This window comes from Enterovibrio makurazakiensis, assembly GCF_050336585.1.
Classification (GTDB): Bacteria; Pseudomonadota; Gammaproteobacteria; order Enterobacterales; family Vibrionaceae; genus Enterovibrio; species Enterovibrio gelatinilyticus.
The window spans coordinates 60,962-75,812 of the sequence record NZ_JAKJSE010000017.1 but is presented as its reverse complement, the minus strand read 5'-3'; the positions used below and the strand labels follow the sequence as shown (position 1 = coordinate 75,812).

At 47.4% G+C, this 14,851-nt stretch carries 12 protein-coding genes; 2 read left to right on the top strand and 10 right to left on the bottom strand.

Going from position 1 to position 14,851, the window contains the following annotated elements:
* Positions 1–46: 46 nt before the first annotated feature.
* Entirely contained in the window at positions 47–670 is a 624-nt protein-coding gene (locus tag L4D06_RS13815) for a LysE family translocator (protein WP_274164507.1), read from the bottom strand.
* A 235-nt stretch (positions 671–905) separates the two neighbouring features.
* Here L4D06_RS13815 and L4D06_RS13810 point away from each other — a divergent pair, with 235 nt between their 5' ends.
* Complete coding sequence (locus L4D06_RS13810) at positions 906–1,310, top strand: hypothetical protein (RefSeq protein WP_429740006.1); 405 nt, start codon at positions 906–908, stop codon at positions 1,308–1,310.
* Between the two features lie 75 nt (positions 1,311–1,385).
* On the opposite strand, the gene L4D06_RS13805 is transcribed toward L4D06_RS13810, so the two are convergent.
* From L4D06_RS13805 to L4D06_RS13790, 4 genes are all read right to left on the bottom strand, one after another.
* Entirely contained in the window at positions 1,386–3,356 is a 1,971-nt protein-coding gene (locus tag L4D06_RS13805) for a diguanylate cyclase domain-containing protein (RefSeq protein ID WP_429740004.1), read from the bottom strand.
* Complete coding sequence (locus L4D06_RS13800; RefSeq protein ID WP_429740002.1) at positions 3,353–3,901, bottom strand: YfiR family protein; 549 nt, start codon at positions 3,899–3,901, stop codon at positions 3,353–3,355. Before L4D06_RS13800 ends, L4D06_RS13805 begins: the two co-directional genes overlap by 4 nt.
* Before the next feature lie 28 nt (positions 3,902–3,929).
* Positions 3,930–6,086 (bottom strand): TonB-dependent receptor plug domain-containing protein, encoded by a 2,157-nt coding sequence (locus L4D06_RS13795; protein ID WP_429740000.1) that lies wholly within the window; start codon positions 6,084–6,086, stop codon positions 3,930–3,932.
* A 360-nt stretch (positions 6,087–6,446) separates the two neighbouring features.
* Positions 6,447–6,992, bottom strand: a complete 546-nt coding sequence (locus tag L4D06_RS13790) for an NUDIX domain-containing protein (protein ID WP_429740053.1) — start codon at positions 6,990–6,992, stop codon at positions 6,447–6,449.
* 330 nt (positions 6,993–7,322) lie between these two features.
* On the opposite strand from L4D06_RS13790, the gene efpL reads away from it, so the two are divergent.
* Entirely contained in the window at positions 7,323–7,889 is a 567-nt protein-coding gene (gene efpL / locus L4D06_RS13785; protein ID WP_274164513.1) for an elongation factor P-like protein EfpL, read from the top strand.
* Positions 7,890–8,103: 214 nt separating this feature from the next.
* Here the strand turns inward: efpL and L4D06_RS13780 are convergent, their stop codons facing one another.
* The 5 genes from L4D06_RS13780 to L4D06_RS13760 form a co-directional block, all read right to left on the bottom strand.
* Positions 8,104–8,829: a DUF3726 domain-containing protein gene (locus L4D06_RS13780; protein ID WP_429739998.1), complete on the bottom strand. Its 726-nt coding sequence runs from the start codon at positions 8,827–8,829 to the stop codon at positions 8,104–8,106.
* The gene (locus L4D06_RS13775) at positions 8,826–10,538 is read right to left on the bottom strand and encodes a hypothetical protein (RefSeq protein WP_429739997.1); all 1,713 of its coding nucleotides are present in this window, start codon (positions 10,536–10,538) and stop codon (positions 8,826–8,828) included. The genes L4D06_RS13780 and L4D06_RS13775 overlap by 4 nt, the downstream gene beginning before the upstream one ends.
* A gap of 120 nt (positions 10,539–10,658) precedes the next feature.
* Positions 10,659–12,230 (bottom strand): BCCT family transporter, encoded by a 1,572-nt coding sequence (locus tag L4D06_RS13770; protein WP_429739996.1) that lies wholly within the window; start codon positions 12,228–12,230, stop codon positions 10,659–10,661.
* Between the two features lie 68 nt (positions 12,231–12,298).
* Positions 12,299–13,288, bottom strand: coding sequence for a membrane dipeptidase (locus L4D06_RS13765; protein WP_429739995.1), 990 nt, complete (start codon positions 13,286–13,288; stop codon positions 12,299–12,301).
* 38 nt (positions 13,289–13,326) lie between these two features.
* The gene (locus L4D06_RS13760; RefSeq protein WP_274164518.1) at positions 13,327–14,775 is read right to left on the bottom strand and encodes an aldehyde dehydrogenase family protein; all 1,449 of its coding nucleotides are present in this window, start codon (positions 14,773–14,775) and stop codon (positions 13,327–13,329) included.
* Positions 14,776–14,851 lie beyond the last annotated feature (76 nt).

The following is a 14,851-nucleotide window of genomic DNA, read 5'->3' as shown; positions in this document are numbered from 1 at the left end:
CGAATTCGCTGCTTTTTTATGTGGCTGGTAACGGGCCAAGTACGAGTTAACGGCTCAAAGCCAAGTATGCCCCTGCCCCAATCATGATTGAGCCAGCCCCCCGATTCATGCGTCTCACTGCTTTTTCAGTTTTCAACAGCTTAGCCGCTTTCGCGGCGCCAAAGGCCACCAGCATTGCACCACTCATCAATGCAATGGCAGCCAATACATTGGCTAACACCACATCTGCCATGCTGAGAATAGTTAAATCCATAAAAGTGGGCAAAAACGCGATGTAGAACAGAATCACCTTCGGGTTCGATGCTGAGATTAAAAAGCCTTGAACGAAGGCAGAAATGTGCCCCTTTGTTTTCTCTTCAGCAGATCCGGTTACTGTTGCCAGTTGTGGTAAAGCACGGAACATTTTGTAGCCGAGATAAATTAAATACGCTGCACCTGCAAAGCGAATCACAGTGAACAACTCAGAGTAATTTTCCGCAATCGTCGCCAAACCAAAACAGGCCAAAGTGAGATAAACCAAATCGCTCACCACCATTCCGGCAGCCAATGCCGTGCAGCCTCTCGCCCCTTTCACCATCGCGCGAGCAAGAATCGCGAAGATGCCCGGACCCGGCGTCAATACAAAAATAAAAATGGCCAACGTGAATGTCAGCGCCCCTTCGATAGACATTGTTCTTCCTATGGATATTTCTAACAACAGACTGAAAGTATCAGAAAGTTCGAGTACAGACGAGAGGAGTTTTGTATGAGTTCACGCTCTTTAGAGTTGATGAAAAAACTTCTGAGGTTACCGACAACTATGATGGTGACGTCATGCGATTTGATTCTTACATTTGTGAGGCTTGTAGCATCGAAAACGCTGCTAATTTCACGGTAACGGGCGGATATTCAGGCAGGAAAGAATCATGAAAAAAGAAGCCAATAATTGGATGGAATCATTCACCCGAAATGGCGCAGTAGCAACAATGGGGTTACTCCTTTTCGTGTGTTTTTCTGTTCAATCCGCTATCAGTCCTGACCTAGATAACCAGATATCTGTGTTGTGTGACAAAATGCAGTCTTGTGCGCTTGAGAGTCTGGGTGGTGAGAATGTTGATACAGCCAACAGCGCCTTTGTGGAGAAGATGATTGGGGCGGCGTGTAGGCAGATTCGTGGCGAGTTCGATGTGATGAGTCTCAGCAATAAAGTCGATACCGCGGCGACGGCCTGTTTGAAAAGCATGACGGCGCTATCTTGCCAGGCTTTCGAATCAGACGTTGAAACGCCTGAATGTTCTGCACTGGCCAAGATGACCCAAAACAGTTTATAACCGCCAATTATATTAGCGAGATACCATCGACAAGCTTATCACTTTGCTCATTGCTCATTGCTAATAGCTCAAAGCTCAAAGCTCTTCAGCGGATAATTCTCTAGCGAATAGCTTTCTATCTAACTCACCAGTCACCATACCTTCTTGGGCAAAAGCATAACCATTCTTGCCGTTAGCTTTGGCGCCATACATGGCTTTGTCGGCTTGCTCGATGACCGTCGCCAGCGATGCATTATCGTTTGCCACCCAGCGTCGAATGCCAATACTCGCACTGACTTGAGGTTTGCAATGATTGATCACCATTTCCTGACTCAGCCTTTCGAGCAACCGACTCACAATGCAATCCACTGAAGATGCATCCTGAATCGCGATGAGAAATTCATCACCTGAAAGACGTGCGACAAAATCATACCGTGACAAGCAGGCCTTCATGCGACTTGCCACCACTTTCAATAGCTCATCACCAATGTTGTGTCCAAACTGATCGTTGACCGCTTTGAAGCCGTCTAAATCGATAAACAGGACATGCATACCGTGTCCCTTGTCATGATCACGACTGAGTTTATCGAATGCATGTGCTCGGTTTGGTAAGCCCGTCAACACATCATGATTAGCGATATGATTCAAACGCTTGATTTCCATCTCCACAGTTTGGTCAACGATGGACACGACATAACCGTCAATTTTTCCTCTGTGGTTAACCAAGGTTTGTGCGGTTATTTGGCACGGTAAATCAGCGCCGACCACGGACATCATCATGCCTCGCCATTGATAGCTTCCTGTTGAAATTAACGCTTTAATTTCACTGAAGGCGGCGTGAAAACGTTTATCAACGTCAAGCTCACTCCATGTGCGATTCTCACCAAATAAGCGAATACTCGCCGTATTTTGAGTTTTAATATTCAGAGCACGAGACAAGACCAACGTGGCGTTTTGACTCTTATCAAAAATCATCTCAGCAAATTTACGACGCTGTTCAGATTCTCGCTGAGCCGTCACATCTTCAAACTGCAATAGTGAGTGAAGTGCCGTTGCCATCGGATGCGTGCTGATCAAAAACACAGAACCCGTTTCGGGATGAATAAGCTCTACATTTTTTATCGGCTGATGCGCATCAATGGCAGTGGAGATTGCTACCATATTGTCTGCAGGTTCAAACACCCCCAACAAGCTTTCAAGGCGAGTGGGTGTGCATCCAAAACGGGTTAACTGCCTTTCTGCCGCAGGGTTGTAATAGGTAACGTTGTCTCCCGGTGCAATAACCATTACACCTTGGTCCATGGTATCCATCACCTGACTGATGTATCGGCTCTTATTCTCCAGTTCCTGTAGCGTTTGTTTCAACTGACCATCACGCTCAGAAAGGTTCGTCACCATTTCGTTAAAGCAGGCAGTCACTTGGCCCAACTCATCGTTGTGTCTTACTGGAATACTCCGATTCACCACACCAAGCCTAATAATCGCAGACATAGATTGGTGCAGTGATGCCAACGGAGAGGCAACAATGCGATGAAGCATTTGAGCAAATACCAGAGACAGAATAGATAACGCGGTCGTGCCTGCGGTTAAATACATCAACAAAGCTCGGCGTTCTTCCTCTATGTTGTTTCTCGATACAGTAAGAAAGATATCACCCAACTTGTCGTCGCCGAGAACAATCTCAGCAGACACGCGTTCCACCGCCGTGCTGGCACAGAGGATATGTTGCGCTTGTCGAGCGCAATCATCAGGTAAACGAGAGAACGAGGCAAATTCCAAACGTTCATTGGTGAGTACACGCGCTGCGATAAGATCGGGATTCGCACTCAGCGCATGAAGCTGTTCACGCCCTGTTTCTACATCGCCAAATGCCACAGCCGCATTGAGGTTGCTTGCCGCAGACATCGCCATCACTTTCGAGCTATCAATCAGGCTTTTCTCTAGGTATCGCACCACGGCATGGTCAACTGCGCTGCCTAACACGATCAAGCCCAATGTCATCAATACCCAAGTTGGGAATATGAATTTCACTCTTAATGGGAGGTTGTTGAGAAAACGAAGGTTCATACGTTATCTCCTTCTTCAATGATCGAAATTGATAACAACTGAGAACGCAATGAAAAAGGTGCGTACTGTAAATTATTAAGATTAATAAGGGGTCTAACTCGGTTGTTCATTTTGACAAAAGCCGCCATCCCGCCATTAGCAGTGAACTCATTTCCCTCACCGACAACCAATGCGTCGGGAAATTGAGTGCGTAAAGTCGAGATGTGCTGCGCAGAAGTATTGGCGGTATAAACAATGTGGCAGTTTATATCAGTTTCACTTTGTTGTGTGATAGCGGTAAAGCTCGCTTGATCCGGTTTTCTCGCAACCACATCTTTTAATCGAAGACTGACTTCGTTGTCGCTATCTGAACAAAACGCATATCGGCCTGATGTCGGTTGAAGGGTTTTCCAATCAATCAAAAAAGCGAAGCGATATAGGTAGACCGCTTTCAAATCCTCATCACGAAAATCACTCGCACGCGCACCTAAGCTGACTGTGATGACTGTCGCCAACAATAGCCAGTTTAGTTGTCGCGAAAAAGCTCGTTTCGCCAAATCAATCATTCAAAAGCGCTACCAAATCAGACTCTTTTTATTTCCATTGCCAATCGACTTCTAGCCAATATTGCGTACCATTATTAAACCCAGCGTAACTTTCGGGATACTCGTTCACTTGGTCGTTGAACAAACTTTCCGCACTCAGAGTAACGAGCGGCATGTGTTCAGATGCCTGCCAACCTATCACCATATCCCACGTTAACACTTCTGGCCACGCGTAGTATTCGACATCCTGAAGCACGTCATCGGGACTGCTAGCATGTACATAGTTAACGACGTTACTCACCCACCATTGCGGTGTGATATCCCACATAATTTGGGCATTGGCTAAATGCACAGGTTCATTTTCGTAAGAACGCATTGGGACGTCCGTCGAAGAACAGATAGCGCCGTGACAGTCTGCTTTAATTTCACGATAGCTGTAACTCGCATTCACTTGTACCGCGGAAGTTGGCTGCCATTTCATGCTCAACTCACCACCGTAGGTCTGAGAACTGAGTGGTGCAATGTGTTGATATTGGAAGACGTCAATGATCGTTCCAACAGTACCAGGGGACGAATTTTCTGGAAGGAAAAGGCGTTGTGAATTGATCAACTGCCAAGCCGTAATTCCGTCTTCTTCGCTATAGAACAAATTGGCATCAAACTGGAAACGGCTTCCTTCCCAGAAACGGTAGCCCACTTCGTATGTATCAACACTCTGAACAGGAAGATCCTCGTTTCCATGATTCTCCACGATCTGAAGGTAATCAACTGGAATACAGTTTGGCGGCGTGCCTTGATCGCACAATGCCAAGTTGCTTCCATAGGCATTTTGATGGAAATCCGTCGTACGTCCTTGGCGAGCAGGTGTCACCACCGCCCTGCCCCAGCCAGCCCACACTCGCTGATTGTCTCCCACCTCTTGCATGACACGCACTTGAGGCTGAGAGAAGGTCTCACTCACCATATTGAAGTACTGCCAACGGTTACCCACCATCAATGACGTGGTGTCAGTCAGCGGATAGGTGTAGTTGAAATACGCCGCGGCGCTTTGATTCACAAAACCGGCTTCGTCTGCCACACGTACATACGGAGAGGTATAAATTTCACTCGGCTCATACGGTCGGAAATATTCGTCAATCACACGATAGTCAAAGCCCACCGTCAGTTGCCCACCCAACACGTTGTTGTCGCTGTAGCGCGTTTCCGAGTCGATACGAGTGAAATAGGCATTACGGTCCGAGCCATCGCTACTGCTGTAGGTTAGCCAGAATTGCTGCTCCCACTGTTTGGAATCACCTAATTCTTGCAAGAACTTAACGCCAGCAAAATACTCTTCCGCTAGCATTTCAGTTTCGTAGTTGACGTAATCTGGGCCATCGACACCGGGCGTCAAAAAGTGTGGTTGATAAGAACCCCAGTTGTAGTCTTCACGAGAACGAATGCCGCCAAGCTGAAACGACACTTCACGGTCGTTTTTCTGATAGTCGCCACGCACGCCGAAACGTTCTGTCTGAACGCGGAAATGCTGTATCGGTTGAACACGGCCTTCATCACTTGTCCAAGGCATGTGCTCAACAAGCTCAGCGTACCCACTCATGTAAAGATTATTGGTAACTTGGCCGCCGTGGTGAACCCGTGCTTCTTTGTAATGGTAATTACCAATAGAGGCTGACACTTTATTGCGTGGCGCGTCTTCTGCATCGTAGGTAATGACGTTGACAACAGCATTCACGGCATTACCGCCCCAAATCGTGCCAACCGGGCCCATCACCACTTCGATACGTTCAATGCTGTCCAAGCTAACGGGGATCAAATCCCAGTCCACGCCAGAAAACATGCCGTTGAATACACTGCGCCCATCCACCATTACAAGCATGGTGTTACTCAGCGTTTCATTAGGTGACCGAGCAGCAATACCCCAGTCATAGTTAGAATATTTCGCCACGTGCAAACCTGGCGCTAGTACCAGAACATCTGCCACGGAACGAGCGCCTGAGCGCTTAATTTCTTTTGCCGTAATAACATGAACAGCGGCAGGTACATCGGACAGGCTCAATGCCGTTCGCGTGGCGGAAACAACTTTGGTATCGCTGAGCGATTCCAGTGGCATGTCTAACAGCGCGGCAAGTTCGTCGTCAGCAATTACTGGCGAAGAGATAAGTAGGCTTAAACAAGCAGTAGAGACTGCCAGACGGGCTTTAAGCATTATGGGCTTCCAGGATGTCGCAGTTTTATTCACGCTAAAGCTTCTTGAAGCGTATTTTTACTGCGTTATTGTGTATTGACTGCACCGCATTCGACCATGAAAAATCAGCCGTTGGATTACAGTGTATTTTTTCATACATTATACGTGCAACAAACTGGATTTCGTACTCCTATAACTCAATGAATCCGCTATTTTTTAATTGTTCTGGGAGTGAAAGCAATAGGTGTCATTTATATGACGGAGTAGAGAGGATGAGTGACAGTTATTCGACACAACAACCCGTGAAATAGACGCAATAAACATCATATTTATTGCGACCCAATCGACTGTGTTTATAAGGTTTTTTATAGGCAAACGTTGTTAAATAAGCTGCTTAAGTTTTAGCAAGCCATAAGCTGCGATAGTCACCGTATCTTTCAGTTTCCCATCGATAATCATTTGCTCAAACTCGCTGATAGGAAAAGCCGCTGAAATCAGGTCTTCTTCTTCAGTATCGAGTAGCTTGCCCACATCAGTTAATCCCGTCGCCAAATAGACGTGACAGGTTTGATTAAGAAATCCATAAGCCACAAACTGCGCGCCAAGATAGGTCATCGATTCTGCCTGCATGCCCGTTTCTTCACGCAATTCTCCTTTCGCTAATTCAAGGTGATCGGCATCAGGGTTTGATTCCCATGCGCCTTGAGGGATCTCCCAACAGCGTTGTTGCACCGTGTATCGATATTGTTGCACCAGATGAATCATGCCATTGTCGATAGCGAGAATCGCTGCACAGTCCGGTTTATCTACGACACCATAAATACCCTCTGCTCCACTGGCTCGCACCACTTTATCTTCTCTTACACTCATCCATTTGTTCTGGTAGACAATGTGGCTTTCTAGTTTCTTTATCACGGGCTTATCCATCATGTTGTTATATACCCAATCCACCTGAAGATGCTCGATTTCAGAGCCCATCAGTGCGAGTTTACTGAATCCTGCATCTTCAAGTTGTTTGGGTATAGGCACTGCCATTGTGTTTAGCATAGTCCTTTGTTTTTAAGCAACAGTTTAAGCTCTGTTACGTTTTCTTCCCTGCACCTCAGGGAACAATTGGTCCATCCTCACCTTTCAGATTCAGTACCACAATCACATTCACATGCACAGACACGAGTAGGTGTTTTGGTATAGATCCACTTGCGAAAATTTAGAATCATGATATTTTCTTGCCAAATTTTCTAAATTGGAAAAATGACCATGCCAAAGGCAAGTGAAATCAAAAAAAACGCAGTTATCGAACATGGCGGCAAAGTGCTTGCGGTTAAAGACATTTCTAAGCTAACCCCTGCTGGTCGTGCAGGTACAAGCCTATACAGAATGCGTCTTTACGATGTAGCGACAGGTGCAAAAGTTGACGAAAGCTTCAAAGCTGATGACATGCTAAACCTGGCAGACTTCAGCCGTCACGCGGCAGATTTCTCTTACATCGATGGTGACGAGTACATCTTCATGGATAGCGAAGACTACACGCCTTACCACTTCAACAAAGAAACCATTGCTGAAGAACTTCTATTCATCAATGAAGACACCAAAGGTATTCAGGTTCTGACTGTTAGCGGTCGTCCTGTAGCAATTGAATTGCCTTCAACCGTTGATATGGTGATCACCGAGACGTCTCCTTCAATCAAAGGGGCTTCAGCAAGTGCTCGTACCAAGCCAGCCACTGTTTCTACTGGCCTTACCGTTCAAGTTCCAGAGTACATTGGTATTGGCGATAAAATTCGCATTAACACCACTGAACACAAGTTCATGAGCCGCGCGTAAATTTACGCCCTCATTTTTTGCACTGAAAGAGTCTTTGAGTGCAAACAAAAAGCCCTGATGCCTTTTCATCTCTTTGATGAGTTCGGTATCAGGGCTTTACTTTTTTTGATTAGGCTATTTATTGGCTAGAGTGTCTAGTCGCCATATTTAATGACTGACCATGCTTAGTACATGGCTATGTTTAATCGCCGCTAGCTTGATCAGGCAAGTCAACTCACTCCCCTGCGCCTTGCAGCGAACGTTCACTGTTTTCCACCAGCCCACGAGCGACATATTTCTTCAACGCATGCCAATGGCTTTCATCCACATTAATGCCTTTCTTCCATGCTTTCGCTTCAGCTGCCATTAGCATGTCTGAACTGATGCTTGGTTCCCCTTCGAATACGGCGTCTTCAAAGGGCGCAAGCTGGATATCAACCAACAGATCGTGATGTGGCAAATCGCTTATCCCAATCTGCTTAGGTTTATTAAAATAAACCTCAGGGTATCGATATCCCGCATTGTGAACACAATCTACAAACTCAGGTGATTCGCCGTTTACCCATTGCGCCCTCACAGATAATCCTTTGCCAGCCAATTTAAGAAGTTCGCTAAACCCAAACCATCTATTGCGGCAATTGCGGATATGAAGCTGAACATGCTGCTCGCCAATCAACTGATCCACGGCGACATCAATCAACGCAGGAAAGTGACACAGCAAGCTCGCACCAGACAAATCAACGATGATCGTCTCTCCGTCCTGAACAACCGAAGCCACAGGGAAATCACCTTCTTGTTCAATGGAGGCTAACGCGGACAAAAACAGTGACACGCCATTCATGCCTGCCATCTCCAAATCGACGACCATGTTAGCGATGTTTTCCGCTTCGCCACATTCTCGCTTTAAGCTGTCATAAGCTTTTGCGCATAAGCTCACGAGTTCGTTATGTGACACTTTCATTGGCAGCGCTCCTCATTGCTCGCAACCGTATTAGGTAGCAAAGGAAACAGCCAACTCTCTTCCTCATGATTGGGCTTCAAGTCAGTAAACAGCGGCGCGCCTTGGAATAGCGTGACACGAACCCAACGCGCGGAGCGAGGATCAAACTTAGTCGCTCCAAACATCGAAAGTTTGCACCTAAGCAGGTGAATAGGCAGCATATCGCGCGCAAGCGCATTAATCTGAATATCGCCCATCGGCACATTGCCCAAGGTCCATACCCGACGTGCTATGGTTCTGAGTTTTGGATGAATAAGCAAGAACTGAGCGAGCGACCCTTCACCATTGCTGACCTGTAGCGTGCTATACAGTCTCGATACTTGACGAGCAATGTCCAACGCCAGTTCGTTTTCCTCGCCGGGCTCTTCTCCTCGAACAGCAAGTCTTGGCTCTTCTTTATCCACTGAACGATACCAAAACCAGTACTGATTATCAGGCTCTGAGAAATCGATATTAATTGCCCACTGGTAGCGAGTTTCAATTAAAGAAATCATTTCACTAACGGTCGCACCCGGTGTAAGCGAAAGACTCGGATCGCAATTCATATCATCAGCAAGCGCATCTACCTGCTCTGGGTGTAACTCCATGATGCTGCTAAAAAATATCTCTTGTGTTTCAAAGCTACACTCGGCACACAAAGCATAAATTTCAGACCATCGAGTCGCACTTTCCGCATTATCTTGAACCCGTAAAATGAGATCATTCAGTTCAGACACGCTGTGTTGATTAAGCGTTCTTTGCTGCTCATCAATTGTCGTCACTTGGCAGAGATGGATTTTTGCTTTTTCGAGCAGTTGGCAAACCCCATGCAAACGTTCAACGTCAATCGGCATAGCCAGTATGGTTGCAAACGCAATTTCGCGTTGCGTGATCCATTGAGCAACCACACGAGGGTGCGTAATCAAAAACGGTGCCATACCTAAGCCTGTGGCATTTCCGATACCTATGTACCGTTGTAATGCAGGCATTAGCGTCGTCGCTTTATCGCCACCTTGTTGAGCGGCAATGAAATGCACCCAATCTAAGCTAAATTGACGCAATAAATATACTGCGCACATCTGGGCACTAAAAGACAGATTGAAATCGTCATTGTCTTGTAAGGTTTCAAAATCGGCGATCCCAAATTTTCCATTACCATAGACGGCAGTGGTACGCAGAATGTAACCGACCTTCGCCATCTCTATCGGATCCGGCTGAACACCCTTTGCCAGTGCAGAGATCACCAAATCAAACACTCGAACACTTTTGTTTGCGCGGGAAAGCACCAATACTTTGGGTGAGTTACGCCCCGCCTCTTGCAGTGGCACATTTTGTCTTAATTGATCGAGCCCTTTTTGGCTCACGCGTCCTTTGATCAAGGCAAACGTCACATCCCATTTTTCAGCAATGACACGATCGTTACGCTCTTCGTCTTCAATCGCATCACAAAACACAACGAGTTGATACGTGTGTTTCGGCGTCGTCAATTCGTAGATCACCGTACCTAAGCCGTCAGACTGAAGATCCCACCGCTTCGTCGATAACGTCCATTCCTCGTTCGCCATTTTACGAAGTAACGAACGTACAAAGCTGATACGTGTTTGGTGCATCGCCCCTAGTCGACGCGGATCCATCACAATCGCTGGATCGCGTAGCGCCGTTGCAACTTCCAAGGCAGAATTTGTATTCATCACTTTACCTATACTCAATCACGTGACAAACAGGCCGTTCCTCAGCCTTTCTAGAGTATCGAGAACAACGCCTAATGGCGTTGTCCTGATAATGCGTCGAATCAGATATCAAGTTCGGAGTTAATCAAACCCTTGCGCTTTTGCCATCTGCCGAGCAATTTTCGGCCCATTCCACAGGGCTGGCAAAAGAATCAAAGAGACGGGCACAGCTGTAATTACAATGAATGATTGCAAGGCTGACACCCCACCTGACCCCAATGAGATAAGAATGATGGCAACCGCCCCCATCATCACACCCCAGAAAGTACGCATCAGTCCATTCGGGTTCAGATCTCCACTGATCACCACACTGATCGTGTAGGTCATGGAGTCACCGGTTGTTACGATGAATATCGTGGTCAATATCAAGAACAAGATCGAAATCAGTGTTGGGAATGGCAATTGTTGCGTAATCGCCAACAGCGATGCAGGAAGATTAAAGCCTTCAAATGCCTTACTTACCGAACCTGGCTCTGCCATTTCAAACGCCAAACCGGAGCCACCGACAATGGTGAACCAGAAAAAGGTGATCAAGGGAGCAATAATGCTAATGGTGACAATCAACTGACGTATGGTTCTTCCTCGCGAGATACGTGCAATAAAGATCGCCATCATTGGCCCATAACCCAAGAACCAGCCCCAGAAAAACACGGTCCACCAGCTCAACCAACCCATGTCTCCACGGAACGTTGCCATCGGAATAAACTTATCAATCATGGTACCCACGCCTTGCACGTAGCCATTGATGATAAAGTCAGTGGGTCCGACTAATAAAATGTAAGCCATGAGCGCCACAGCAAGAATCACGTTGTATCGGCTGAGGATCTGGATACCACGGTTCACACCGCTCAATGCTGAAATGGTATAGATAGCGATGGCGAACAGAATGATAATAAATTGAGTAGTAAAGCCATCGGGTAATGCAAACAAAGCATTCAAGGCATAGCTGATTTGTAGGCCTAGAAAGCCAATAGGGCCGATCGTACCCGCCGCCACAGCAACGATACAACACGCATCAATCACTGCACCTAGCCAACCTTTCATCGCACGATCACCAAACACTGGGTACAGCAAGGTACGTGGTTTAAGCGGCAAGCCTTTGTCATAATGCAGGTGCATAAGAACAATGGTGGTTAAGGTGCCAAGAATCGCCCACGCGAGGAAACCCCAATGCATAAAGGATTGTGCAAGTGCATTGAAGGCTTGGCGTTGAATGTTGTCTTCAGGCACACCAAAAAGCGGAGGAGGATTCACAAAGTGCGCAATAGGCTCTGCGGCAGCCCAAAACACGCCACCGCCAGCCAGCAAGGTACATAGAATGATGGCTAGCCACTTGAACGTATCCAATTCAGGCTTATCCATCGCGCCAAGGCGAACTTTGCCCGTAGAAGGATTGAACGCCAAGGCGATCCCAATCAAAAAGGTGGCGAGTAGCAATAATTGCCAGTAAGGGCCGAAGATTCTCACACTCCAACTGAAGCCACTATTTACCATGCTGGAAAGCAGTTGGTTGTCGACCAACGCCATCACCACAAAAGCGGTAAGAAAGCCGCCACTTAGCCAAAGTACGGGGTTGTCTAACCCCAATTTGACCCAAACACTTTGCTGTTTTTGTGTCTCTGTTGTCTTCTCGGTATTGAGTAAATCAGACATCATCTGTCTCCACGTCTTAGCAGACTGTATTTAATCCTTGTGAGCGGGCTAAGCCCGCACTGCGATTGTTAGTGAGTTGGTTTTAAACCCGCTTCCAAGAAATTGAGCCAATTTCGCCCCATCACCGCGGTGACTTCAGCTTCGTTGAACCCAATATCGCGCAATCCCTGATAAATATTGTTCATACCACTACTGTCTGGGAACCACGGCAGTGCCGCTGGCCACCCAGCATTTGAAGCCGAGCCTTCTCCATAATCGGGGCTTTTCGACCATTTACCATTTCGCATCCAATCCAACACACTTTGTGGTTGGTTCAGACACAAATCACTTCCTATTGCCAAATGCTCCACGCCAAATTCATTAGCGGTTTCGGCGATCATCTGACAGAACGTATCTAGGCTACACTTGCTCCCATCCGGTAAATGAAACGGATAAAGGCTAAAGCCCAACAATCCGCCACGCGCCGTAAGCGCCTGAATAACATCCCCGGATTTGTTTCTTAATGCTGCATGCGCTTTTGTCGGATTGGCGTGACTGATGCAAATCGGGCGAGAAGACAGGTCAATAGCTTCCAACGTTGAACGTTCCGCGCTATGGGACATATCAATCACCATGCCGACACGATTCATTTCTTCAATGACCTGCTTACCAAATCGCGTCATGCCCGCGTCATCTTTTTCGTAGCACCCAGTCGCCAACAAGCTTTGGTTGTTGTAAGTCAGTTGCATGATCAATAGACCTTGCTTGCGCATCACTTCAACCAGCCCGATTTCATCATCAATTGGGGAGCAATTTTGTGCGCCAAAGAAGATACCGACTTTGCCAAGGCGTTTAGCTTCTCGTACGTCATCCATCGACATCACTGGCATGATGAGATCCGCGTTGCGTTCAAAAAGCAGATTCCACTCAGCAAAACGGGTCAAGGTTTCTCTGGCATTCTCGTGATACACCAAGGTCGCATGTACCGCGGTTACCCCGCTTTTCTGTAGCGACTGAAAATAGGAGCGATCCCAATAGCAGTACTGCAACCCGTCGATGATGATTTCATTTTGGTACATGGCAACTCCTTGCTCGAAACGAGTAACGGTGTCCGCGATTAGTACGGGCGTTGGTACGCAGTTTTCACAATGGTGTAAAAATCCCGCGCGTACATGCCTTGCTCTCTTGGACCAAAGCTCGATTCTTTTCTTCCACCAAATGGCACGTGATAATCCGTACCCGCTGTCGGCAAGTTGACCATCACACACCCTGTCTGAGCTTGTTGCTTAAACAACGCGCTGTTTTTCAAACTGGTGGTGACAATACCTGCGGTGAGGCCAAAGCGCGTGTCATTCGCGTTAGCAATGGCTTCTTCAAGGGAATGAACACGTTGAACACAAGCCATAGGCGCAAACAGTTCTTCTTGATTCACATCCCAGCTGTTTTGCGTATTAACAAACAGGGTTGGCGACATATAGAAGCCGTCATGCTCACGAGACAAGCGGTCCCCACCAATGACAAGTTCGCCACCCAGTTCACGAGCACGGTCTACCCACGCTAGGTTTGATGACAGCTGTTTTTCATCAACGACAGGCCCCATGAACACACCTTCATCCAAAGCATGCCCCACTTTTAACTGAGCCATACGCTGAGACAGCGCATCAACGTAAGCATCGTGAATGCTATCCATCACAATAAGGCGCGATGACGCGGTACACTTCTGCCCTGCTCCCGAAAACGAACCCGCAATGGTTGCTTCCACAGCCACTTGCAAGTCGGCATCGTCTGCAATGATCAAAGCGTTCTTGCTGCCCATTTCTAACTGGCAACGCACGAAGTTTGGCGCTGTCGCTGCCGCAACTTTTCGCCCAACATCCACAGAACCCGTGAAGCTCACTGCATCAATATCAGCGCTATTGATCAGGCTATCGCCCACTGCGCCGCCAGAACCCAGAACCAAATTGAAAGCACCTGCAGGCAAACCCGAACGGTGAATAATATCCGCTAAGGCCACAGCACTGGCTGGGGTCAGGTTTGCAGGCTTCCAAATCACACTGTTGCCAAACGCCAATGCGGGTGCAATTTTCCAAGACGCTGTCGCAGTCGGAAAATTCCACGGAGAGATGATAGCCACCACGCCAACGGCTTCGCGGGTTACTTCGACTTGCACACCCGGTCTGACTGACTCTGCAATGTCACCCATCTGACGCAACACTTCTGCTGCGTAATACTGAAAGAATTGACCCGCGCGATACACTTCACCACGCCCTTCCGCAAACGGCTTGCCCTCTTCACAAGACAATAAGCGCCCCAACTCATCGCAGCGAGCAATCAACTCGTCACCAATGGTTTGTAGCACTTTTTGCTTTTGCTCCAACGGTGTTTTTTCCCACGTTGGCTGTGCTTCTCGGGCACATGCTATTGCCATCTGAACTTGCGCTTCACTGGCCTGCGCGTAATCTCCGAGGGATTCACGGATGTTTGATGGGTTGATATTGGCAACTGTGCTTGTACCTTGTTGCCATTCACCACCGATATAGAGGGCGCTTTCCGTGTTGTGCGTCATATGATGCTCCTTATGTTTTTCAATTCCGTTCTCTTTACATTTGCCTTAGCAAATGTCTTGGCGAAAATCGCTCTGC

What these genes read in the sequence shown, in the direction of transcription:
- L4D06_RS13815 (WP_274164507.1), bottom strand. Translation starts at nt 670, where the DNA reads ATGTCTATCGAAGGGGCGCTGACATTCACGTTGGCCATTTTTATTTTT.
- L4D06_RS13810 (WP_429740006.1), top strand. Translation starts at nt 906, where the DNA reads ATGAAAAAAGAAGCCAATAATTGGATGGAATCATTCACCCGAAATGGC.
- L4D06_RS13805 (WP_429740004.1), bottom strand. Translation starts at nt 3,356, where the DNA reads ATGAACCTTCGTTTTCTCAACAACCTCCCATTAAGAGTGAAATTCATA.
- L4D06_RS13800 (WP_429740002.1), bottom strand. Translation starts at nt 3,901, where the DNA reads ATGATTGATTTGGCGAAACGAGCTTTTTCGCGACAACTAAACTGGCTA.
- L4D06_RS13795 (WP_429740000.1), bottom strand. Translation starts at nt 6,086, where the DNA reads ATGCTTAAAGCCCGTCTGGCAGTCTCTACTGCTTGTTTAAGCCTACTT.
- L4D06_RS13790 (WP_429740053.1), bottom strand. Translation starts at nt 6,992, where the DNA reads ATGGATAAGCCCGTGATAAAGAAACTAGAAAGCCACATTGTCTACCAG.
- efpL (WP_274164513.1), top strand. Translation starts at nt 7,323, where the DNA reads ATGCCAAAGGCAAGTGAAATCAAAAAAAACGCAGTTATCGAACATGGC.
- L4D06_RS13780 (WP_429739998.1), bottom strand. Translation starts at nt 8,829, where the DNA reads ATGAAAGTGTCACATAACGAACTCGTGAGCTTATGCGCAAAAGCTTAT.
- L4D06_RS13775 (WP_429739997.1), bottom strand. Translation starts at nt 10,538, where the DNA reads ATGAATACAAATTCTGCCTTGGAAGTTGCAACGGCGCTACGCGATCCA.
- L4D06_RS13770 (WP_429739996.1), bottom strand. Translation starts at nt 12,230, where the DNA reads ATGTCTGATTTACTCAATACCGAGAAGACAACAGAGACACAAAAACAG.
- L4D06_RS13765 (WP_429739995.1), bottom strand. Translation starts at nt 13,288, where the DNA reads ATGTACCAAAATGAAATCATCATCGACGGGTTGCAGTACTGCTATTGG.
- L4D06_RS13760 (WP_274164518.1), bottom strand. Translation starts at nt 14,775, where the DNA reads ATGACGCACAACACGGAAAGCGCCCTCTATATCGGTGGTGAATGGCAA.